Genomic DNA, 21986 nt, shown 5'->3' with positions numbered 1-21986 from the left:
GCGGTCTAGACCTCCGGCGTCTCGCTGCGGGCGTACTTCCGCAGCAGCTTCTTGTCGATCTTGCCGACCTGGCTCGCCCTGGGCATTTCGTCGAGCCACACGATCCGCTCGGGCCACTTGTACTTCGCGACACCCAGGTCCTCGAAGTAGGCCCGCATGGTGGCCAGGTCGTGCCGGACCCCGGCGCGCCCGACCACATAGGCGCACGCCCGCTCGCCGAGGCGCGTGTCCGGCATGGCGACGAGTGCCGCCTCCATGATGTCGGGGTGGCTCACCAGAAGCAGCTCGATCTCCTCGGCGTTGATCTTCTCCCCGCCGCGATTGATGAGGTCTTTGATCCGTCCCTCGATGGTGAAGCACCGCACGCCTTCGATGGTCGTCGCCATCGCGAGGTCGCCCGTGCGGTAGAAGCCGTCCGAGGTGAACGCCCGCTCGTTGTGCTCCGGCGCGTCGTAATACCCGCGGATGGTGTACGGACCGCGGACGCATAATTCCCCGACTGTGCCGTCGGGCAGGTCGTTTTCGGTGCCCGGCTCGAGAATGCGAACCTCGTCATGCTCGGAGATCGGGATGCCGACGGTGGTGGCCCGCACCTGAGCCGGAGCGTCGAGCGGCGTCGTCATGCACAGCCCCTCCCCCATGCCGAACAGCTGTCCCGCCCAGATTCCCCGCTCCTGCAAGGCGGCGAAGTGGTGGCCCGGCACCTTCTTCCCGCTGAAGATGACTCGCTTAAGGGCAGCTGCCTCCGCCAGCCGTTCGTCGCTTGCCGCCTCGTACGCGAAGGGGCCGAGCACGATATCGGTGGCGGCTTCCCCGGCGAGGAGCCCATACAACGGCTCAAGGGATGGCACACCCAGGATCGCGGTGGCACCGACCGAGTGCGGCCCATGGATCCCGCAGACAACGCCCGCGTTGTGCATGACGGGGGCGATGTAGGCGACGCGGTCATTCCGGTCCCACTCGAGGACCGCGGCGTAGCGCTCGGCGTTGTACCAGTACTCGCCGTGCAGCCGCGGGATGACCTTGGGCACGCCGGTCGTGCCGCCGGACAGTTGGTAGACGGCCACGTCATGCGGGGCGAGACCGTCCTGAATGGACTCGACCAGCCGTCTCGCCTCCTTGGCATCGATATCATTGCCCAAGTCGGAAACGCTGACGACGTCGGCGGTATCGGCGGGTATCGGGCCGCTCACGAGAACTCGCCACGGCCGCTGCGCCTGCGCTGCGGTCTCCTTCGCGAACCCCACAAGATCGAAGCCCGGGTTCGCCGCTTCGACGATGTGTGCCACCGGCTCGGTTTGCCGGCCGATCTCGCTGATCTCATGCCGCCGGTGCAACGGAAGGGTGCAGACGGGCACCAATCCCGCCTTCAGCAGGGCATACCAGGTCACCACCGTTTCGGCGGTGTTGTGGAGCTGCAAAAGCACGGCACCCCCGACCGGAAGGCCCAGCGCGTGCAGGCCGGCCGCCCGTTGATCACTGAGGCGATCGAGCTCGGCATAGGTCAGCCGAACACCTCCGCAAACCAGAGCTTCGCGGCCCTTCTCGCGTTCGGCGACGCGCCGGAAACACCGGGCGAGCGGCTCGGAGTGCCAGGCGCCGCTGGCGAGATAGCCGGCCACGACGTCCGGCGGGAACGACACCAGCTTGCTGGAGGCGGTGGTCATGAGAATCTCCTGGACTCGGTGATCGAGGCAAGATCGATGCGACCAGCGGCGATACCCGCGGCCAGATCTGCCGAAAACTCCGCGGGTGCGCGGACCGAGGTCAGCAGACCGGCCTCGTTCCGCAGTCGTTCGGCGACGTCGAGGCGCTCCAATAGTGCCACTCGCGTCGGCGGCCCGTCGAGTTCCACGCCGTCGGCGCGAGCACGGTCCACGGCGGCACGACGACCGGAAATGAACAGGTCCGCGGCCTCGTCACGAGGATCTCGCAGGTCGCACGATTCCCGGAGAAGCTCGAGCCCGCTGCGAGCGGCGTCCCGGCTGCGGAGCGCGAATGCGCCGTTTCGCAACGGCCGGCTCATGACCCAATCGGTCAGCGAATCCGGCTCGCGAGGCGGGGCATCGCCTGCGAACTGGCGCAGGGCAAGCTCGGCCAGCTTCGGCTCGCGCTCCTGAAAGGCATCGAGGGAGACGTTCCCGGCACGGGTGATGAACGACAGCAGCAGACGCTCCGGTGGCATGTCCAGGCGCGACACATAGGACTCCCACCAAAACTGACTGCGGTCCGCCAGCGCCTGCAAGCGGGCGACCCGGGGTGCCCGAACCTGCTGGTAGGTCGCGAAGGCGGTGGACAGATCATCGTGGCGCGCAAGCGCCCCCGACAACGCGATCGCATCTTCCATCGCGAGCTTGGTACCCGACCCGATCGAATAGTGAGCCGTATGCGCGGCATCACCGAGCAGGACGATATTGCCGTCATACCAACGAGCGCACCGCACCGTCCGGAACTGGGTCCAGCGACTGTGATTACCCAGCAAAGCCCCTCCCGCAAGGTGAGGGGCGAAAATCTTCTCGAGATACGCCAGCGTGGTCGTATCGGACTCGCCCGGTTGGAGCCCCTCCGAGGTGTGCTCGAAGCCGGCCGCCCGCCAGGTATGTGGATCCGTCTCCACCAAGAACGTGCTGCGGTCGTTCCGGAACGGATACGAGTGTGTCGTGAAGACGCCGTGTTCGGTGTGCACCGCGGCGAAGACGGCATCGGGAAGCGCGAAGTCCGCACCACACCAGATGTAGCGCTGACGCCCGAGTGAAACCTGGGCACCGAAAGCGTCCGCGCGCGCCGACCTCGTCGCGCTACCGGCCCCGTCCGCCGCGACCACGATATCGGCATCGATCTCGAACGCACTGTGCCGCGCGCCGATCTCCATGCGGACACCGGCGTGTTCGGCTTGGTGATACAGGATCCGCAGCAGCTCCGCCCGTGCGATGGCGGTCTGGTCGTTCCCGGCCATCCAGGCCGACCCGCGCTCCGCATGCAGGCGGACGCCATGGCCACGTTGGGCCTGCCGTGCGATCAGTTCGAACGTCTCCGGATCGCTCGCACTCAGGCTTTGCTGCGTGCTGATACTCAGGCCGACTCCGAACCCGAAGGTCGCCAGCGGGGGGTGTTCCTCGTACAGCACGACCTCGTCATCGCGGCCGGCCATCCGGAGAAGTCGCGCGACGAACGCACCCCCGGGGCCGCCGCCGACGACCGCTATCCGCCGCCTCATCGGACCGATCCGGTCAATTCTGTCAGCATGACCACCTCGATTTGTCAGTAGTGCCAAAAGACTGACAGAATTGCCAGGCACTGTCAATCGTCCCAGGAGGCGTCATCGCATGACCTCAGCCACCACGCCGGCAACGAGCCCGAGCTCGTCCCGGACAGCGCTCATCACCGGGGGATCCGCGGGCATCGGACTCGCCATCGCGCAGATGCTCGCCGAGGAAGGCTTCGATCTCACGCTCGTGGCCCGCGACGAGAACAAGCTCGGCTCCGCGGCCCGAGGCCTCGTCCCGCTCGGCGCCCGGGTGGCGACGCTCAGCGCCAACCTCGCCTCACCCGATGTCGGGACGCGGGCAGTCGAGTCGCACTTGGCCGAGTTCGGCGGCCTGGACGTACTGGTGAACAACGCCGGCGTGGGATTCGTCGGTCCTATCGCCGACAAGTCCCCCAAGCAGCTCGAACTGGAGCTGTCGCTGAACTTCAAGGCCGCCTATCTGACCTTGCAGGCAGCCATCCCGTCTCTCGTCAAGAGCGCGGCAGCGGGCGGGAAGAGTGTCGTGGTCAACGTCAGTTCACTGACGGCCAAGGAGAATCCGCCGAACGGCTCCGCATATGCGGCCACCAAGGCGGCGCTGGTCTCGTTGAGCAACGTGGCGCACGCCGAACTGAGCCGGCATGGCATCCATGTCACCGCGCTGCTTCCCGGCTTCGTCGACACGCCGGGGACGTCATGGGCGCCCGGCTCGATCCGCGACCGGATGCTCACGGCCGACGACGTGGCCGAGGCCGTCCGCTTTCTTCTCCGGACCTCGGACCGGTGCTTCGTGCCCGAGATCATGATGACCACAGCCGGTCCCAGCGTGTGGCACTCCCCGATCGACTGGGAGCGTGCCGGCGACACCACATAACCTGCCCACCCCCGCACCATCGGTCACATGTGTCAGACTATTGACATATTTGCAAGAAGCTCAGTATCGTAGGCAGGCAATGCACGGCGTCCGCGCCTTTGCGCCGCGGGCGAGGTGCCGCGAGGATTGCGAATTCGAACCGAAGCCATTCTTTCCAGACGGGATGATTATTCGATGCTATTCCGCCGGAGCACGTCCGACCCGGCCGTTCGAAGCAGGAGGCCCGGGGCGTGACTCGAAAAGACAGCATCAGGATCGGTGTCGACATCGGCGGCACCTTCACTGACGTGGTGCTGAGCGCAGGTGGCGCGCTCGTCTTCACCGCCAAGGTGATGACGACCTACGGCGACCTGCTGGAAGCCATCCGGGCCGGTATCGACAGGTGTCTGGCGGCACTGCCCGGACCCGGCCCTGACCTTCCCTCCGATGTCTCCACCCGGCTCATCCACGGCACGACCCTGGTGTCGAACGCCTACGTGACGCGAGACGGAGCCGAGGTCTCGCTCGTCACCACGGACGGCTTCCGTGATGTGCTGGATTTCCCTCAGTTGCAACGATTCGATATCTGGGACCTCGACATCGAGTACCTGCCGCCCTTGGTGGACAAGCAGAACATCCACGAGGTGGCAGAGCGCACCGATTTCCAGGGCGCCGAAATCGCGGCCCTCGATCACGACGCGATCAAGAAAATCGCCCCTCGTCTGACGGAAACGGTCGCGGTCTCGCTGCTGAACTCGCATATGAACCCGGCTCACGAGCGCGAGGTGCGCGATGCGCTGCTGGCACTGCGCCCCGAACTCGAAGTGTCCCTGTCGTCGGACACCTCACGCGAGGCCGGCGAGTACTACCGCACCATCACGGCCGTCGCGAACGCCTTCGTCAAACCGGTGATGAAGCAGTATCTGGCCCGGCTCGAGGACGAAACCCATGCGCGACTCGGCGCGGACAGCAGGTTCATGATGATGCTGTCCGACGGCGGCCTGTGCTCGGCGCGCACCGCGCAGGACCTGCCGGTGCGGATCGTCGAATCGGGGCCGGCCGCCGGCGTGACGGCGGCACACGCGTTCATCGGCTCCTCGGACTTCCTCCGCGAGGCGGGAGCGCCCGTCGTCGCGCTCGATATGGGCGGGACCACCGCCAAGATCGTTTTCATCGAGCCGCACGCACCCATCGAGCTCTCCCACACCATCGAGGTCGCGCGGGACGAGCTGCACCGGACGGGATCCGGCATGTCGTTGCTCGTCCCCTCGGTCGACCTGGTCGAGATCGGCGCCGGCGGCAGTAGCATCGCGCGGCGAAACGAACTGGGACTGATCGAGGTCGGTCCCGAGAGTGCCTCGTCGGAACCCGGTCCGGCCGTATACGGGCGCGGAGGGACACTTCCCACGGTCACCGACGCCAATGTCGTGCTGGGTTACCTTCCCCCTTGGCAGCGCCTGGGCGGAGTCAGCGACATCCACCCCGAACTGGCGCGTACAGCCGTAGCCGGCTTGGCATCCGGTGCGCCGGACGGCGATGGCGCGGTCGAAGAGGTCGCGCTCGGGATCCACCGGATCGCGAACGAGAAGATGGCCGGCGCCGTGCGCGTGGCCGCCGCCGACCGTGGACGGCGCGTCGAGGAGCACGTGTTGCTGGCGTCCGGCGGAGCAGCGCCCATCCACGCCTGTGGAATCGCGAGCCAGGTAGGCATCAAGCGGGTCATCATCCCGCCCGAGCCCGGCGTGTTCAGTGCGGTGGGCCTGGTGTGGGCGCCGGAGAAATTCGAGACGGTGCGGTCACTGAAGCTGCGGCTGCCCTGGGCAGCGACCGAATACCAGCAGGTCCAAGAGGCGTTCGAGGACATGAAAGCGGAGATAGCAACGGTGATGGAATCCGGCGACGTGGAGGTGACGGCACGGGCGGATCTGCGCTTCGCGCGCCAGCACCACGTGCTCACCGTCAACCTGGGGCCCGAGATCCCCCCGGCCGACGAGGTCGTCCGGACGTTCCGGAAGGAGTACGTGCGGCTGTACAACCGTTGTCCGGACGCCGCAACGGAAATGGTGAACCTCCGGGTCGAGGGACTGGGCAGGACGCCCGATATCCGGCTCGACACCTCGCACATCCCCGCGGGCAGCGATCAACCACGGACGACGCGCGCCACCTTCGTCCACAGTGGACCATCGACGATCCCGGCGTACCAGCGAGTCGGCGAGACGGCCCACGGCAGTGGTCCCGCGCTGATCACCGAGAACCACACCACCACCGTCGTGCCGCCCGGATGGAACTGGCAGCGGCTGGACGAAGGAACACTCATCCTCGAGGCGGTGGCTCCGCATGCCTGAACCCACTGGAGACAAGATGGACGAAGTCGTCGTCAAAGTCGCCTGGGACCGGCTCATGGCACTGGCGAACAGCGCCGCCACGAGCGTTTACCGTACGGCGTTCAGCCCGACCGTGCAGGACCTCGTCGATATCGCACTGGCCTTCGTCGATCGGCATGGCCGGCTGCTCATCGTGAGCGACATCGGTTCGACCGGTCATATGGCGCCGATCGCCGCGGTGTGCCAGGAAGTCATGCGCGCCTATCCGGCCGAGTCGATGCGGGAAGGCGATGTCTATGTGCTGAACGACCCGTGGGTCACCTCAGGGCACCTGCTCGACGTGGCGGTGGTGGCACCCATCTTCCGGAACTCACGCCTCGTGGGAGCGGCCGGAGCCATCTTCCACGCAACCGACATCGGCGGACTCGGAATCACGAGCTGGGCCAACGACATCTACGAGGAAGGCCTCTATCTGCCACCGGTGAAGCTGGTGGCGGCCGGACAGCGCAACGAAGAGCTCTACCAGGTAATGCTCGCGAACGTCCGGCGCCCCGAGTACTTCGCCGGTGATCTCGAAGCCGCCATCACGGGCATCCAGATCGGGGCCCAGGGCGTGGAACGCCTCCTCGACGAGCTCGATCTCGAAGATCTCGATGCCCTCTCGGACGAGATCATCGACCGGTCCGAACGGGCCATGCGGGACGCTCTGCGGCAATTGCGGCCGGGCGAGTACAGCGCCTCGGTCGAATTCGACCCGCTCGGCCCCGGCAGTGAACCTCTCGACGTGCGCGTCCGGGTCACCGTGGACGACGACGCGAACGTCGTCGTCGACTATGCCGGGACCTGTGACGAGGTGCGCCGAGGGGTGAACTCCACGCTCGTCTACACGGCCGGATACAGCCAGTACGCGGTGCGGCTGGCCGTGACCAACCGGCTGCCGTGGAACGCGGGCACGATGGCGCCGATCAAGGTCGTCGCTCCCGAAGGGTCGATCGTCGCCTGCAAACATCCCGCACCGACCGCGATGCGGACCGCGATCGGTCAGAACGTGACACAGCTCGTCCTGCGTGCCCTCACGGACGCGGAGCCGCCATTTCTCGCAGCCGACAGTTGCGGACCCGACGTGATGGCCCACTTCAACCCCGACGAAGGCGTGGCGCCCGAAGGCCGGGTCACCGCGAGCTGCGGACAGGGCGCGCGCCGCCATCGCGACGGACTGGTGGCGACGACGTTCCCCGCACGCGCCCGGCGCAAGCAGATCGAACTGACGGAACAAGAGGGATATGTCCGGTACCTGCGCCAGGAACGCCGCGCCGGGTCCGGCGGTGCCGGGAGGACCACCGGTGGCGACGGCATGATCGTCGAGTTCGAGTTCGTCCGGTGCGGGGCGACCGTGGACGTGTTGCGGCAGCGAACCCATATGCCGCCGCAAGGGCTCCTCGGCGGCGGCGAGGGACTCCCGTCCAACGCCGAACTCAACGGCGAGGTCCTCCCTTCGCGCTTCCGTGGTCGCGTCGAGGTCGGCGACCGCTTGCTACTCGAATCCGCCGGCGGCGGAGGTATGGGCGCAGTCACAGAAACGGGAGAGATCTGAATGTTTTCACCCATCCGAAAGTTCGATTTCGACGTCGACACCGCCAATATCGCCTTTGAAGACGGTTACCGGGGCAAGGTCATCTACAACGGTGAGAGCTGCATTCTCATCTCGACCTTCGTCCCCGCCGGGGCGAAAGGGCCGGGCAATCACACCCATACCAGCGACCAGATCTACTACGTCCTCGACGGCGATATCACCATCCAGCTCGGCGAGGAAGTCAAGGACGTCACGGCGGGATCGGTGATCTTCGTCCCCGCCGGGGTCCCGCACCACAACTGGAACCCCGGTGACAAGGACGAAATACATTTGGAGATTCTCGCGCCGGGTGGCATCATCGGCCGCCCTCTGGGCGACAAAACCACGTCCACCGATGCGCAAGGGCTTCCCTATTACACCGAGTGCCGCGACCTGTCCCCCTTCGACGGCGAGAACAGGCGAATGGAGAAACTCATCACCCGGGCCAAGGGCTCCCGTCAGGTCGAGGCCTACGTCGTGACCGAGCCCGCGGGCGACGCCGGTCCCCCGCTGCACATCCATGACTACGACCAGTTCTATCTGGTCCTGGACGGCAGCCTGCACGTCCAGTACGCCCTGACGACACACGTCGCGCACGCACGGGAACTCGTCGTCATCCCGGCCGGGGTACCGCACCGCCAGTGGAACGAAGGTCCGGATTTCGAGCGTCACCTCGTCATCCACGCACCAGGGCCCGAGCAGCCGCACTCGCCGGAACATCCGTGGTTCACCGTCGTGGACCTCGCGGCAAAGGAGTGAGGCGGATGCTGCCCGGATTCAAGACCGAACTGGCCGGAAAAACCGCGCTGCTCGGAGCGTGGAGTACCACCCGGGACCCCGTCATCGCGGAAAAGCTGGCGCTCACCGGGTTCGATTACGTCTGTGTGGACCAACAGCACGGACTGATCGGCTTCGATTCCTTCGTCGCCACGATGACCGCGCTGGCCAGGACCGGTGCCGCGCCACTGGTGCGCGTAGCACGCAACGACGCCACCGAGATCGGGCGGGCGCTGGACGCCGGCGCCAATGGGGTGATCGTGCCGCTGGTGGACGACGCGGCCCAAGCAGGGCAGGCCGTCGCCGCTTGCCGGTACGCCCCGGCCGGAACTCGCAGTTTCGGGCCGACGCGGAGCTACTTCGGAGCCGGGACCGACCCGTATCAAGTCAACGACGCGGTGTGCTGCCTCGTCATGATCGAGACGCTGCGGGGCATGCAGAACGTGCGCGAGATCGCCGGCGTCCCGGGTGTCGACGGGATTTATGTCGGCCCGGCGGATCTCGCGCTGAGTTATGGACATGCGCCCGGGCCCGGCGCCGGTGCAGGGCCCCTCGCCGATGCTCTGCAGCAGATTCTCGCCGCCTGCAAGGAACACGGGATCGCCGCGGGTATCCACACGAGTTCCGTCAAGGAAGCGCTGCGCTATCTCGAAATGGGATTCCGGATGGTCACGGTCGTGACCGACATCCGGCTGCTTCAGATCGCCGCCGGCGAGCAACTCAAAGCTGTTCGAGAGGGACTCGGTTCCCTTTAACCGTAACGAACTCCCCATCAGGCTCACTCGACATCCAACGGAGGACACGTGACGAGCCACCAGTACAGCAGCGTCGGGGGTGCCAGCGTCGCCGCCCGGCTGAACCGGCTTCCGATCACCCGGCTGCACCTTTTCGCGGTCGTGATCGTCGGCATCGGCGTATTTTTCGAAATGTACGAGCTTTTCCTCGCCGGCACGCTCGGCTCGGTCCTCACCCGCGAATACGGGATCGCGAACGGCTCGACCGCGCAGAAACTCATGCTGTCCTCGGCGTTGATCGGGGCGTTCATCGGAGCCATCTGGCTCAACCGCATCGCCGACCGGTTCGGCCGCCGCCGCGCGTTCTTCCTCACGCTCAGCCTGTATTCGGTCTTCTCCGTGCTCGGCGCGTTCAGCCCGAACATCGAGATACTCGTCATCTGCCGCTTCATCGCCGGCATCGGCGTCGGCGGAGAGCTGCCGCTGGTCGACGCCTACCTGTCCGACCTGCTACCTGCTCGCGTGCGGGGGAAGTTCATCGGCTGGGCCTACACCGTGGGACTGCTCGCGGTGCCCGGCGTCGGGTTCCTCGCCCGGGGTATCAGCACCAAAAGCGATGTGTGGGGCCTCGCCGGATGGCGATGGATGTTCATCATCGGCGGGCTGGGAGCCGCCATCTGCTGGGCATTGCGGCGCTTCCTCCCCGAGTCACCGCGCTGGCTCGAATCGGTCGGCCGTACCAAGGAAGCCGACGCCATCGTCAGCAGGTTCGAACGCCGGGCCATCGCCGAAACCGGCACGCTGCCCGAACCCGACCGGACGGAAGCCGCGCCCATCGGACGCGCACGGGTCCGCGAACTGTTCGAGCCCCGCTGGCGCAAACGCACCATCATGCTGTGGGTTTTCCATTTCCTGCAGAACTTCGGGTTCGGCAGCTTCGGGATCCTCGCGCCGATCGTGCTGACAGTGAAAGGATTCGACCTCAACACCGGCCTCGTGTACGCCGCGATCACCTACATCGGCTACCCCGTCGGCTCGCTCCTTTCGCTGCCGATCATCGAACGCATCGAACGCCGTACTCTCGTGATGCTGTCGTCCGCCGGCATGATCGTGTGCGGCCTGGTCTTCGGTTTCACCAATTCCGAATGGCTCCTGCTCACCGCCGGATTCCTCTACACCGCCATCAGCAACATCTTCTCCAACGCCTACCACGTCTACCAGGGCGAACTGTTCCCCACCCAGCTACGAGCCACCGGCGCCGGCACCGGCTACTCGGTGAGCCGTATCGCGGGCGCGGTCCAGCCCTTCGTTTTGTTGCCGCTGCTCAAGGGCTACGGCTCGGGCGCGATGTTCATCGGCATCAGCGTCATCATGGCTCTGTTGATCATCAACATCGCCGCGTTCGGCCCCCGCACCACCGGACGGTCACTGGAAGAAGTCAACGCGACAAAGGACGACGACACGGTGCTCACCGAAACGCCGGCGCCCACCAAGGCCCTCAGCCAGGATTGAGGTGGCGGCGACAGCGACAGGAGATCGATGGACCTTCGACTCAATGTTCCGCCCCAGCCACCAGGTGCCGCCCTGCCGGAAAGAGTTGCCTCCACGATCGAGATTCTGCGGCATCAAGGAAGAATTCCCGAGTTGCTCGATTACGGAGGCACGGCCGGTGCCGAAGAAGATCGTCTGGCCGGCGCGTCGTGGTTGCGTCCGCGGCTGGGTAGCGTCACCGCGGACGAAGTAGTGATCTGCGCGGGCGGCGCGTCACTGCTGGTTGCACTGGTCACCACGCTGACCGCGCCGGGCGACACGATTGTCACCGAAGACCTTACTTATCCCGGCATCCGCGCGGTGAGCCGGCATTTCGGCCGCTCGCTCGTCGGCGTCGCGATCGATGGCGAAGGGATCATTCCTTCCTCGCTCGCCGAAACGTGCGAGCGTGTTCGTCCAAAAGTTCTCTACTGCACACCCACGATCCACAATCCCACCACCGCCACCATGTCCGAAGGCCGTCGCATCGAGATCGCCGCGGTAGCCGAGCAATACAATTTACGGATCGTCGAAGACGACGCGTATGGACTACTTCCGGAAAACGGCACACGGCCGCTCGCCGCCTTCGCGCCGGAACGGACGTGCTACGTGTCAAGCCTCTCGAAATGCGTGTCCCCGGGCCTGAGGGTCGCGTATTGCGTCGTGCCTGAGGCTGATAGGGCGCGGGTGATCGAGGGCGTCCGTGTCGTCACGCTCTTCGCCCCTCGATTACTGGTCGCGATGGCGAGCCAGTGGATCGCAGATGGCTCGGCGTCGGCAATTCTCGCGGCGATTCGATCCGAATGCAGAGCCCGGCAGGCGATCGCGCGAGAAATCCTGGATCAGGAAGATATCGCGGCCGTCCCCGAAGGCCCGCATGCCTGGCTTTCGCTATCCGGCGAGCGGAATATCACGGAACTCGGCAGCCGGCTGCGAGCGAACGGCATCGCCGCGAAGGGCGACGGTTTCGCCGTCGACAATGTCCATCCGAACGCACTCCGCATTGCCTTGGGGGCATATCAGGACAGGCAAGAACTCACCCGGTCTCTGCAGTTTCTCAAAACCACGATCAGCGCGTAGCCAAGCCCGCGCCATCGGGCTGTGGTCGTCGGGCACCTTCATCGGCTTGTTCATCGGCCTGAGCGCGGGTGGCTGGTTGGATCAAACCTACGGCCGGCGGGTTGCGATGTGGGCGGCCGCCGTCCCCGGTGTGATCGTCGCAATCCTGCTCAAGTTCACGGGCACCGAGCGAAAACCACGGCGTCCGCCCTGCGTCACCTGGTGAGCAACTGTAGGGTCTCGCCGCGCGTGACATCTTGATCTTCTGCGACCTGAAGGTTAGGAGTTGTCTCACTCCGATGTCAGCCACGATCGGCCTCGGTTTCGTGGCATATTTACGGCGCCGGGCGCGGGAGAACGGCCAACGCGGTCTCGGCGATGCTGCGCAACGAGGCCTCGCTCTTATCGGCCTTGCCCAGTGCCTCGATCCCACGCAGGACCGCCAGCAGCAAGCCGGCCAGTGCGCGCGGGTCGGCCTCCGGGTCGATGTCGCCGTGCCGCTGCGCCTTTTCCAGACACGCCACGAAAAGATCTTCGAGGAATTCGAAGGTGCGCAGGGCGTGGGCGGCCACGGCCGGGTCCTGGCCGGCGAGTTCCGAGGTGCCCCTGGCCAGCAGGCAACCGCGATGCTCGACGTCCGCCGCGGTGTCGGCAGCCACGGCGCGCACGTGTGCGCGCAGCCGCTCGAACGCCTCGGCATCCGGGCCGGCCAGGGCCTGCTCGACCTGTTCGCTGATGTCGGCGCAGTAGCCCTCGAACACCCGCAGGAACAGCTGGTGTTTGTCGCCGAAGGCGCCGTACAGGCTGCCCTTGCCGAGGGCGCCTACGTGTTCATCACCGGACGACGGCAGGCCGAACTGGACGCGGCGGTCCGCGAGCTCGGCCCGAATGGCGAGGGCATCCGGACCGACTCGTCCGACCTCGCGGACCTGGATGCGCTCTACCGGACGATTCAGCAGCGCAAGGCCCGGATCGACGTACTGGTCGCCAACGCCGGCGGTGGAGTGGCCGGTCCACTGGCCGAGGTGACCGAGGAGGCGTTCGACAAGACCTTCGACACCAACGTGAAAGGGGTGCTGTTCACCGTGCAGAACGCATTACCGCTGCTGACCGAAGATGCCTCGGTGATCCTGACCGGCTCGACCACCTCGCTGCGACCAGGACCCGGGCTCGGCGTCTACTCGGCAACCAAAGCAGCAATCCGCAACCTGGCACGGTCCTGGATCATCGAACTCGGGGCGAGCGGGGTCCGGGTCAACGTGTTGAGCCCAGGACCGACGAACACGCCCGGCCTGCTCGGCCTGGCCCCCGCCGGGCAGGAACAGGCACTGCTCGACGCGCAGGCCGCGGAAGTACCACTCGACCGGGTCGCCGATCCGGCCGAGATCGCCAATGCCGCGATCTTCCTGGCCACCGACCAGTCGAGCTTCGTCAACGGCGTCGAATTCTTCGTCGACGGCGGCCAGGCGCAGATCTGAAGCTCCTCGCCACCCGGCCGGCGAATGCTTGAATGATCGGTCAGGAGTCGGGAGTGGTCGGAGTGCACGCGGAGGTTGGCTTCGCCGGGTGGCATTCACGAAAGAACTTGACGCACCTTGAGTTGGAATGCTGGTCTCGCGTAATCGCCCACGGGTGACATGTCGATCTTTGTTGACCAGTGGATGCCATGCGGCGTACTGCGCTGTCCAGCCCTGGGGGCGAGTTGCCCGTTGCGGTGCCGCTGGCCTCGGTTCTGCACTCTCCGTATCCCGCGCACGGCTGGACGGAGAACCTTCCGTCGTGTCCGGCTTTGTCAGGGTGATTTGTTCGCTTTGACGCTCTCGGCTCCGAGCACGTTCAGGAAGGCGAGGGCCTCGGCGCTGCGGGATCCTGGCGGTGCGCTGTAGAGCACGAGGTGCTGGTCGCGGTCGGTGAGCGTGAGTGTGTCGCAGTCGACGGTGATCTCCCCGACGAGCGGGTGACGGAAAGTCTTCGTGAGCATCGATGCGGCCTGCACGTCGTGCCGTTCCCAAAGCCGGGCGAATTCGGGGCTGGCGTCGCGGAGTTCGTCGACGAGGCCGGTCACCGCGGGATCGGTCGGGTAGCGGGCGAGGGTGGATCGGAGCTCCATGACGACGTGGCATCGGAACTCCGCCGCGTCGGAGATCCCGTACAGCGGCGCATCGGGGCGTGCCGGTGCGAGGAATGCGCGGCGGGCGAGGTTACGGTTCTCCGGGGTGAGCGGGGCGAAGTCCTCCATGAGCGCGGCCGCGAGGTCGTTCCATGCGAGCACATCGAACGCGGCGGATATCACGAAAGCGGCCGTCTGCGGCAGCCGCTCGAGGAGCGCGCGGATGCTTGGACGGACGTCGCGCCGGTGCAGCCCGGTGCGGCTCGGCGCGGTGCCCGCGAGGACGTGGAGGTGGTCGGACTCGGTGTTGGTCAGCCGCAGCGCGCCGGCGATTCCGGCGAGGACCTCGCTCGACGGGCGCGGCGCCCTGCCCTGCTCGAGCCGGACGTAGTACTCCGTGGAGATGTGCGCGAGGACCGCGACCTCCTCGCGGCGCAGACCCGGTGTCCGGCGTCGCGAGCCCGAGGGGAGGCCGACGTCCTGCGGCTGGAGCCGCTCGCGACGGCTACGGAGGAACGCCCCAAGCTCCTGCTTGTCCATACCCCAAGTCTGCGCGCCGCGCGGCGACGGAGCCTGGCACCACCTGTGCCTGTATCCGACCTAGAGACCGGCCCGACGCTGTAGTCATGACGAACAACATCAACATCGCACCCGTCGGCCTGCTCACCCGCAAGGTTGTGTTCATCACCGGCGCCAGCCGCGGCATCGGAGAGGCCGCAGCCCGACTCTTCGCCTCCGAGGGGGCCGCCGTCGTGCTCGCCGCCCGCAGCACCGACGCCCTCCAGCGGATCGTCACCGAGATCCGCGCCCACGGCGGCGTCGCGGATGCCGTGACAGTGGACCTCGCCGACCGTACGAGCATCCGCGCGGCGCTCGACCGCGTCGAGGAACTGCACGGACGACTCGACGGCGCCTTCAACAACGGCGCGACGATCCAGCAGCCCGGCCCGCTCGACACCACGAGCGACGAGGACATCGACGAGCAGTTCGCCGTGAACTTCCGGGCGCATTGGACCGCCATGACCGCCCAGGCCGCACTCATGCGACGGGGCGGCGGCGGGGCGATCGTCAACACCTCAAGCATCGGCAGCCGCCGCGCAAACCCCGCCCTCCCCGCGTACGGCGCCATGAAGCGCGCACTCAACAGCATCACCGAGACCGCAGCCGTGACCTGGGGCCCTCAGGGCATCCGAGTGAACGGCATCACCCCCGGCGGCACCGCCACGGAGATGATCGACGCATGGGAAGCGGTATCCCCGGGCATCATCGAACGCAACAACGCGGCGACCCCACTCGGCCGCATGGCCCAGCCCCGCGAGGTCGCCGAGGTCGCCGCCTGGCTACTCAGCGACCGAGCCTCGATGGTAACCGGCGCCATCATTCCGGTCGACGGCGGCGCCGGCGCATAACAGAGACACCTGGACCGCTCAAAAGCTCTCGAATTCCGCGAACAGCAAGCGCGCCTTCTCCAACCGGGAATCGTAGATCACCAGATCGCGCTCGATAGCCGACAACCCCCAGACGGCCGACCCAGTCTCATCTCCGCTTCACAAATGAAACGGACATGAAGTGGCCAGTGAGAAAATGAAGTCTGTTTTGAGATCCTACAGCAACAGGGTGTATCTGCTCTGCTCCTTCTCGGTGCTGTCGTGTGCTCCGCATTCGTCAACTATGCCGTCTCGGCCTGGGTCCCGTCCTATCTCGGGCGCGTCCATCATCTCGACGCCGCATCGATCGGGTTGGCGTCGGGGCGACGCGGCAGCCGGTTACGGGTAACACCGGCGAACGATTGATCAGAGCGCCTGGACGACGGTCGGCAACGATTTGAAGCCGCGGATCAGTTGGTTGATCCGCCGTTCCGGTGCCGAGACTTCGAAGCGGGCCACACGTTTCGCGAGGGACTGCAAAATCGCGTGTCCTTCGATGCGGGCCAGGGCCTGTCCGGCGCAGCCATGCACACCATGACCGAACGCGATGTGCTCAGCCGCGTTACGCCTGACATCGAACGTCGCGGGATTCTCCCACCGACGCTCATCACGATTAGCCGACGCGTACATCATCATCACCCTGGCACCCTCCGGCAGCCGCACACCCTCAACATCCACCTCACGCGTCGTCACACGCGTGAAGAACTGAACCGGCGACTCAACACGCAGAACCTCATTGAACGCATTAGCCACGATTTCCGGATTCTGCCGCACCAGATCCCACTGCCCCGGATTGTGGGCAAAATAGTAAACCGCGTTACCAATCGCATTCACGGTCGTGTCAAGACCAGCAGTCAAATACGCCGACATCAACGGCAGGATGGACTTCGCATCAATCCTGCCCTCATCAGCAGCCTGATAAATAGCCCAGCCCATACTGCCGGGAGCGAGCTGGTCCCTGGTCGCCCGGGTGATCAGATACTGGAACTGCTCCTCCAGCAACGCAAGCCCCTCAGACGTCCGAGGACCTTCGGGCCCACTCGCGGAAAACGCCCCATCCGCCCAGCGCAGAATCTCGTCACGACCGTCCTGCGGTAACCCGATCAAATCCAACACGACACCCAACGGCAACGCCTGCGCCAGATCCGGCACCGCATCAAACTCGCCCCGTTCGACGAGGCCCTCGACCAACTCCTCCGCCCGCCGAGCCACAGTCTGCCCGACATCCCGAAGCTGCCGCGGCAACAACCGATGAGCCAGCACACTACGCAACGTGTCGTGCTCCGGCGGATCCGACGTCAGCAACCGGCCCTCCGTCGTCCCATTCGCAACCGGATTCAACGCAATCCCCTGCGCCGACGAATACGTCTCCCAATCACGCAACGCCGCCCGCACCGGCCCATACCGACCCATCGCCCACACCCCGAGCCGACTCAGAAACACCACCGGCCCCGCATCCCGAATCCGCCGATACAACGGCCACGGATCCAACAACGCCCCATCACTGAACAGATCAATATCAAGTGAAATCACGGTCACGCTCATCCCTTACCTCTGGATTACCGCGCGTCGAGACGGATGAGAGACGGCGCGGCCTGCCGACCGCCAGCCTCATGAAACGCCCGCCTCCCTCGTCGCCGCTGATCGAGTCCGCTCAGCCTAGCCACAGAAGTCGAAGACATCAAGAATCTTCGAACATACGAGGGATCTTGAATCTGGTACCATTTCACCATGGCGAGTGGCGATGAACGAACGCGAGTCGAAGGTGTGTTCGCCCGGCTCAAAGCCGACATTTTGTCCGGTGATCTCCCGCCAGGGTCCAAGCTGGCGTTCGCGTCCCTCAGCCAACGGTATTCGGCGAGCGTGGGCGTAACTCGTGAAGCGCTGTCCCGGCTGACGGAGCTGGGCCTCGTCGTCGCCGAACCCCAGGTGGGGTTCCGCGTGCCCACGGTCACGGCCGCGGACTTGTCGGATCTGACGCTGGCCCGCTGCGAGATCGAGGGTTCCGCGCTCGTGCAATCCGTGGAACACGGCGACCTCGCGTGGGAGACCCGCGTCGTCGCCAGTCACTACGCGCTCGAACGCACGCCGGTATGGCAAGGAGCCACCGGCGACGCGGTCAGCCCGGCATGGGAGGCGCTTCACACCGACTTCCACGTCGCACTGATTTCCGCTTGCCCATCCGTGCGCCTGATCGACATCGCGGCCTCCCTGCGCGATGCGGGCCAGATTTACCGAAGCTGGTCGCACGGGGTCACCCTCAACACTTCGCACCGCGACTTCGCCGCGGAACACCGTGCCATCAAGGACGCGGCCCTGGCGCGGAACGGCGCCGAGGCCAGCGAGCTGCTCAAGAGTCATCTCACGCAGACCGCCGATCTCCTGCTCGAATACCTGGCGGCTCAGGCCGCCTCTTCGGTGGCCTGAGCCGGCGCTACTCGGTCAGCCGGCTCGCGAGCGCCCCTAGCGGGCCTGCCGCGCGGCGGATGCCGGCTCGGCAAGGGGTGTCGAGCGCTCCGCGGCGAGCCGCTTTCGGATGAGCAGGGCCACGACGGTGCCGCACAGGCCGAGGAAGGTCATCAGGATGAAGTGTCCGATGGGGAAACCCGCCTTGGCGAAGCTCAGCGCGACGAGCTCCGCCGGACCGCCGAACGCCGCCGTGGCGATGCCGACCGCCAGACCGACCCCGAGGGCCCGCAGGTGAGGCGGGAGCAGCGCGGCGTACACGGTCTGCTGCACAGCGCCCCACATCGATACGCACAGGCTGAGCACGCTCACCCCGATCGTGAGCCCGGCAACCGTGCCGGTCCCGGTGATGAACAGATACGCCGGCACGATGAGGACGGTGGCGCTGCCGACCCCGATCGCGAACACGGTGGCGGTCCCGTATCGGTCCCCGAGCCAGCCGAAGAAGTACGTCGAGACCGCCATCACGACCAGGGCGATCAGCAGGGCCCACCCCACCGATTTCGACGACAGCCCCAGGCCCGCGACCCCGAGCTTCTGGGAGTAGGAGGTCACGGTGATGAAGATCGGGATGGTCATGGCGAAGGCCCCGAAGACCAGCAGCATGCTCCCGCGGTTCCCGGGGCTCAGCAGGTCCCGGATCCGCCCCCGTTCCCGCGCGGGCGAAGCCTCGACCAACCGGAAGACCGGGCTCTCGATCATGCGCACGCGCAGGTAGAGCAGGACGAACGCGCCCACAACGGCCAGGGCGAACGGGATGCGCCACCCGAAGCTGCTCATCTGCGCGGGGCTGAGCACCGTGGTCAGCACCACCAGCACGACGAAGCCCAGAATGTTGCCGCTCGAGGACGCGATGGTGAAGCTGCTCGACACCCTGCCCCGCCGCTCCGGTGGGGAGATCTCGCGCAGGGTGGCCGACGCGGTGCCGAACTCGCCGCCGAAGGCCAGGCCCTGCAGGACCCGGGCCACCACCAGCATGACCGAGGACCAGACGCCCACGGCGGCGTAGGTGGGCACCGCGGCGATCATCAGGGTCCCGATCGTCACCATGGTGACCGACAGGGTCAGGGCAGGCTTACGGCCGTGCCGGTCGGAGACCTTGCCGATGATCACCGCGCCGATCGGGCGGATCAGATAGCCGGTCGCGAACACCGCGGCGGACTGCAGCAGCGCCGAGGTCAGATCACCGGCGTGGAACACGAGCGGTGCGAAGTAGACCGCGAACACCGAGTAGATGATCCAGTCGAAGTATTCCAGCACCGATCCGGCGGCGACGGAGATCGTCGCCCGCTTCCGTTGGGCCGGGGTGATCGTCGCGGTGGCGGCTACTTCCGTCAGTGACGGGCGGGCCGGCTCGGCGGGAACGGTCATGGCGACTCCTCTGTCGTCCCAGGGCAGTACGCAGTCTGTGCAGGCGCGTCCGTGGCGAGCAACCGTCGCTCGTTCTAGAACAACTGCCGCGGTCGCAGCGGCGCCGTCCCGTTGACTTTTCGTAGTGCTGACAATGACTGTTCCCTTATGACCAACGCCGGCCCGCTCGCAGGGATTCGTGTCGTCGACTTCGGCCACTACATCGCCGGGCCGCTCGTGGGCGTCCTGCTCGCCGAGCAGGGGGCGGAGGTGGTGCGAGTCGACCGCCCCGACAGTGCCGTGGCAACCGCCACGGCGGATGCCTTCCTCAGCCGCGGCAAGCGCCGCATCACCCTCGACCTGACCACGGTGGCGGACCGGAAAACCGCCCTCGCGCTCGTCGAGCGGGCGGACGTGGTGATCGAGAACTTCCGGCCAGGGGTCATGGCGCGCTTCGGGCTGGGCTGGGCGGATCTGCGGGAGAGCAGTCCGCGCCTGGTCTACCTGTCGCTGCCCGGTTTCGCCCCGGACGACCCACGCGCCGGGGTCCGGGCCTTCGAAGGCGTCATCGCCGCCGCCACACACAACTGCCGGACGCGGATGAGCGAAGCCCCCGAGGGCTGGGACATGACGCGGCCCACCTACAGCGCGTTGCCGATCGCGTCGAACTTCGCGGCGCTGCTCGGTGCCGTCGGCATCGTCGCCGCGCTGACCGAGCGCCTTCGCTCCGGCCGCGGCCAGCATGTGTCCGTTCCCTTGTATGACGCCATGTTCGAGGCCATCGGGGACCAGGGCACCTACGCCATCTCCGCCGGCGGGCCGAAACCGGAGTTCGTGTTGAACAAGGTCCTCGGCGCCGGCACCTACCGCTGCGGGGACGACCGGTACGTGCAGTTCAACCCGATCGGCTCAAGCCCGCGCTTCCGCAACTGGTTGCTACAGGAGGCCGGCCGTCCGGAGTGGACAGTCCTCGACGACGAGACCCTGTGCGCCCGGCTCACCGAGATGTTCCTCGAGCACCCGGCGGCGTATTGGGAGGACCTGGGACGCCGGGCGGGCGTCCCGATCGCCAAGGTCCGGACCGCCCGCGAGTGGCTCGCGACACCGCACGCCGGGGCGTCCGGCGCGGTCACCCGGCTCGACGACCCGGTGTTCGGCCCGACGTGGATGGCGGGCATCCCGGTGCACGTGGGTGACGACCAGGGCCCAGATGGTCTGGACCACGCGCTGCGGCCCCGTCACCTGCCCGACGCCGACCGGGCGGACATTCTCGCCGAGCTCGCGACTACCGAGCCCGCCGAGACCCCCGCGCCGGCCGCCGTCGCGCGGGAAAGCGCGCTCGCGGGCCTGCGCGTGCTCGACCTCACCCAGATCCTGGCCGGTCCGAGCTCCGGACGGATCCTCGGGGAGCTGGGCGCGGAGGTCATCAAGATCAACGCACCGCAGCGCACTATCCCGGTACACAGCAGCATCAACCGCGGCAAACAGTCGATCCTCCTCGACATCGAGCACGTCGAGGGCCAGCAGGTCTTCTGGCGGCTGGTCGACCAGGCGGACGTCGTGGTGCTCAACTTCCCGCCCGGCACCGCCGAGCGCTACGGCATCGGCTACGAGGCTGTCCGTGCGCGCAAACCCGGCATCGTCTACGCCACGGTGAGCTGCTTCGGCGGCATCGGGCCGTGGGCGCGCGGGCGCGGATACGAGGCCCAGGGCCAGGCCGTCACCGGGGTCATGGCGCGGACCGGCGGCCCCGGCAACCCGCCCGCCATCTTCGGCCCCTACACCGTGCTCGACTACGGCACCGGGGTCGCCACGGCCTTCGCCGCGCTGCTGGGCATCTATCACCACGCCGCCACCGGCGAGGGCCTGCGGGTGCGGACATCATTGGTCCAGACCGGCACCCTGCACCAGGCGACACTGATGCTGGAGCACGCCGGGTCGGGACCCGCCGCCGAGCCGGCCGGTATCGCCGTGCTCGGCGAGGGCCCGCTGATGCGCTTCTACCAGGCGGCGGACAGCTGGTTCTTCCTCGGTGCCACCGAGGCCGACCGGGCCCGCCTCGACGGGATCGACGGACTGGCCGGCATCGCGGGGATCACCGGCCCGGACGAGCTGGCCGGCCGGTTGGAGGAGGCGTTCGCGGCCCGGCCCGCTGCCGAGTGGGTAACCGCGCTGCGTGCCGCCGGCCTCGGCGCCCACGAGCTGGTGACCCTCGCCGAGCTGATGACGCACCCGGTGAACCTGGCCCGCGGCATGTCCGTGCGGCAGATCTATGAGGAGGCCGGGGAGATCACGATGCCGGGCGTCGCACTCGCGCTGTCGGATACCCCGGCCCGCGTCGGGCACGCCGTCCGGCCGCCCGGCGCCGACGGCGTGCGTATCCTCGAGCGGGCCGGGCTCGGTGACGAAGTGGCCACGCTGGAGAAGCACTGGGCGGTCCAGACCAATGACTTGCCGCCGGGATGGCCGTGAGCCGCAATTTTTTCTGGAGAAATCA

General features: G+C 66.8%; 18 protein-coding genes. 12 read left to right on the top strand and 6 right to left on the bottom strand.

Annotation, left to right across the window (positions count from 1 at the left end; genetic code table 11):
• Positions 1–5 precede the first annotated feature (5 nt).
• Together GKO32_RS03595 and GKO32_RS03590 are read right to left on the bottom strand one after the other, a co-directional pair.
• On the bottom strand, positions 6–1667 hold the full coding sequence (locus tag GKO32_RS03595) for a (2,3-dihydroxybenzoyl)adenylate synthase (protein ID WP_154755306.1): 1662 nt from the start codon (positions 1665–1667) through the stop codon (positions 6–8).
• A complete protein-coding gene (locus tag GKO32_RS03590; protein WP_154755305.1) occupies positions 1664–3217 on the bottom strand; it encodes an FAD-dependent monooxygenase in 1554 nt (517 codons plus the stop codon). The genes GKO32_RS03595 and GKO32_RS03590 overlap by 4 nt, the downstream gene beginning before the upstream one ends.
• A 109-nt stretch (positions 3218–3326) precedes the next feature.
• Between GKO32_RS03590 and GKO32_RS03585 the strand changes: the two genes are divergently transcribed.
• From GKO32_RS03585 to GKO32_RS40410, 8 genes are all read left to right on the top strand, one after another.
• Positions 3327–4121: an SDR family NAD(P)-dependent oxidoreductase gene (locus GKO32_RS03585; protein ID WP_154755304.1), complete on the top strand. Its 795-nt coding sequence runs from the start codon at positions 3327–3329 to the stop codon at positions 4119–4121.
• Between the two features lie 230 nt (positions 4122–4351).
• Positions 4352–6445, top strand: a complete 2094-nt coding sequence (locus tag GKO32_RS03580) for a hydantoinase/oxoprolinase family protein (protein WP_154755303.1) — start codon at positions 4352–4354, stop codon at positions 6443–6445.
• A complete protein-coding gene (locus GKO32_RS03575) occupies positions 6438–8018 on the top strand; it encodes a hydantoinase B/oxoprolinase family protein (protein WP_154755302.1) in 1581 nt (526 codons plus the stop codon). Before GKO32_RS03580 ends, GKO32_RS03575 begins: the two co-directional genes overlap by 8 nt.
• Positions 8019–8795: a cupin domain-containing protein gene (locus tag GKO32_RS03570; RefSeq protein WP_154755301.1), complete on the top strand. Its 777-nt coding sequence runs from the start codon at positions 8019–8021 to the stop codon at positions 8793–8795. It abuts the gene before it with no gap.
• 5 nt (positions 8796–8800) lie between these two features.
• Positions 8801–9568, top strand: coding sequence for an HpcH/HpaI aldolase family protein (locus GKO32_RS03565; protein ID WP_154755300.1), 768 nt, complete (start codon positions 8801–8803; stop codon positions 9566–9568).
• Positions 9569–9616: 48 nt separating this feature from the next.
• A complete protein-coding gene (locus GKO32_RS03560) occupies positions 9617–11059 on the top strand; it encodes an MFS transporter (RefSeq protein WP_312867468.1) in 1443 nt (480 codons plus the stop codon).
• A 27-nt stretch (positions 11060–11086) separates the two neighbouring features.
• Positions 11087–12157, top strand: coding sequence for an aminotransferase-like domain-containing protein (locus GKO32_RS03555; RefSeq protein WP_154755299.1), 1071 nt, complete (start codon positions 11087–11089; stop codon positions 12155–12157).
• 46 nt (positions 12158–12203) lie between these two features.
• Positions 12204–12362, top strand: a complete 159-nt coding sequence (locus tag GKO32_RS40410; RefSeq protein ID WP_246243100.1) for a hypothetical protein — start codon at positions 12204–12206, stop codon at positions 12360–12362.
• A 109-nt stretch (positions 12363–12471) separates the two neighbouring features.
• Here GKO32_RS40410 and GKO32_RS03545 read toward each other — a convergent pair whose 3' ends face one another.
• Positions 12472–12795 carry a TetR family transcriptional regulator C-terminal domain-containing protein gene (locus GKO32_RS03545; RefSeq protein ID WP_166459358.1) on the bottom strand — a complete coding sequence of 108 codons (324 nt, stop codon included), beginning with the start codon at positions 12793–12795 and terminating at the stop codon, positions 12472–12474.
• Here GKO32_RS03545 and GKO32_RS03540 point away from each other — a divergent pair.
• Positions 12763–13614, top strand: coding sequence for an SDR family oxidoreductase (locus GKO32_RS03540; protein WP_154755296.1), 852 nt, complete (start codon positions 12763–12765; stop codon positions 13612–13614). The genes GKO32_RS03545 and GKO32_RS03540 overlap by 33 nt on opposite strands.
• Positions 13615–13928: 314 nt before the next feature.
• On the opposite strand, the gene GKO32_RS03535 is transcribed toward GKO32_RS03540, so the two are convergent.
• Positions 13929–14786 carry a helix-turn-helix transcriptional regulator gene (locus GKO32_RS03535; protein ID WP_154755295.1) on the bottom strand — a complete coding sequence of 286 codons (858 nt, stop codon included), beginning with the start codon at positions 14784–14786 and terminating at the stop codon, positions 13929–13931.
• A gap of 86 nt (positions 14787–14872) precedes the next feature.
• On the opposite strand from GKO32_RS03535, the gene GKO32_RS03530 reads away from it, so the two are divergent.
• Positions 14873–15655, top strand: coding sequence for an SDR family NAD(P)-dependent oxidoreductase (locus GKO32_RS03530; RefSeq protein WP_154755294.1), 783 nt, complete (start codon positions 14873–14875; stop codon positions 15653–15655).
• A gap of 384 nt (positions 15656–16039) precedes the next feature.
• Here GKO32_RS03530 and GKO32_RS03525 read toward each other — a convergent pair whose 3' ends face one another.
• Complete coding sequence (locus GKO32_RS03525; RefSeq protein WP_154755293.1) at positions 16040–17218, bottom strand: cytochrome P450; 1179 nt, start codon at positions 17216–17218, stop codon at positions 16040–16042.
• A 186-nt stretch (positions 17219–17404) separates the two neighbouring features.
• Here GKO32_RS03525 and GKO32_RS03520 point away from each other — a divergent pair, with 186 nt between their 5' ends.
• A complete protein-coding gene (locus tag GKO32_RS03520; protein WP_154755292.1) occupies positions 17405–18100 on the top strand; it encodes a GntR family transcriptional regulator in 696 nt (231 codons plus the stop codon).
• A 36-nt stretch (positions 18101–18136) separates the two neighbouring features.
• Here the strand turns inward: GKO32_RS03520 and GKO32_RS03515 are convergent, their stop codons facing one another.
• Positions 18137–19510: an MFS transporter gene (locus tag GKO32_RS03515; RefSeq protein WP_154755291.1), complete on the bottom strand. Its 1374-nt coding sequence runs from the start codon at positions 19508–19510 to the stop codon at positions 18137–18139.
• A 147-nt stretch (positions 19511–19657) separates the two neighbouring features.
• On the opposite strand from GKO32_RS03515, the gene GKO32_RS03510 reads away from it, so the two are divergent.
• Entirely contained in the window at positions 19658–21961 is a 2304-nt protein-coding gene (locus GKO32_RS03510) for a CaiB/BaiF CoA transferase family protein (protein ID WP_154755290.1), read from the top strand.
• Positions 21962–21986: the final 25 nt, after the last annotated feature.

Origin of the sequence: Amycolatopsis pithecellobii, assembly GCF_009707865.1 — a bacterium.
GTDB lineage: Bacteria > Actinomycetota > Actinomycetes > Mycobacteriales > Pseudonocardiaceae > Amycolatopsis_E > Amycolatopsis_E pithecellobii.
Note: the sequence above shows the minus strand (reverse complement) of the source record. Positions and strands in the feature narration are given on the sequence as shown.

What these genes read in the sequence shown, in the direction of transcription:
- GKO32_RS03565 (WP_154755300.1), top strand. Translation starts at nt 8,801, where the DNA reads ATGCTGCCCGGATTCAAGACCGAACTGGCCGGAAAAACCGCGCTGCTC.
- GKO32_RS03510 (WP_154755290.1), top strand. Translation starts at nt 19,658, where the DNA reads ATGACCAACGCCGGCCCGCTCGCAGGGATTCGTGTCGTCGACTTCGGC.
- GKO32_RS03535 (WP_154755295.1), bottom strand. Translation starts at nt 14,786, where the DNA reads ATGGACAAGCAGGAGCTTGGGGCGTTCCTCCGTAGCCGTCGCGAGCGG.
- GKO32_RS03575 (WP_154755302.1), top strand. Translation starts at nt 6,438, where the DNA reads ATGCCTGAACCCACTGGAGACAAGATGGACGAAGTCGTCGTCAAAGTC.
- GKO32_RS03590 (WP_154755305.1), bottom strand. Translation starts at nt 3,217, where the DNA reads ATGAGGCGGCGGATAGCGGTCGTCGGCGGCGGCCCCGGGGGTGCGTTC.
- GKO32_RS03585 (WP_154755304.1), top strand. Translation starts at nt 3,327, where the DNA reads ATGACCTCAGCCACCACGCCGGCAACGAGCCCGAGCTCGTCCCGGACA.
- GKO32_RS03515 (WP_154755291.1), bottom strand. Translation starts at nt 19,510, where the DNA reads ATGACCGTTCCCGCCGAGCCGGCCCGCCCGTCACTGACGGAAGTAGCC.
- GKO32_RS03570 (WP_154755301.1), top strand. Translation starts at nt 8,019, where the DNA reads ATGTTTTCACCCATCCGAAAGTTCGATTTCGACGTCGACACCGCCAAT.
- GKO32_RS03540 (WP_154755296.1), top strand. Translation starts at nt 12,763, where the DNA reads ATGCTCGACGTCCGCCGCGGTGTCGGCAGCCACGGCGCGCACGTGTGC.
- GKO32_RS03525 (WP_154755293.1), bottom strand. Translation starts at nt 17,218, where the DNA reads ATGAGCGTGACCGTGATTTCACTTGATATTGATCTGTTCAGTGATGGG.
- GKO32_RS03530 (WP_154755294.1), top strand. Translation starts at nt 14,873, where the DNA reads ATGACGAACAACATCAACATCGCACCCGTCGGCCTGCTCACCCGCAAG.
- GKO32_RS03595 (WP_154755306.1), bottom strand. Translation starts at nt 1,667, where the DNA reads ATGACCACCGCCTCCAGCAAGCTGGTGTCGTTCCCGCCGGACGTCGTG.
- GKO32_RS03520 (WP_154755292.1), top strand. Translation starts at nt 17,405, where the DNA reads ATGGCGAGTGGCGATGAACGAACGCGAGTCGAAGGTGTGTTCGCCCGG.
- GKO32_RS03555 (WP_154755299.1), top strand. Translation starts at nt 11,087, where the DNA reads ATGGACCTTCGACTCAATGTTCCGCCCCAGCCACCAGGTGCCGCCCTG.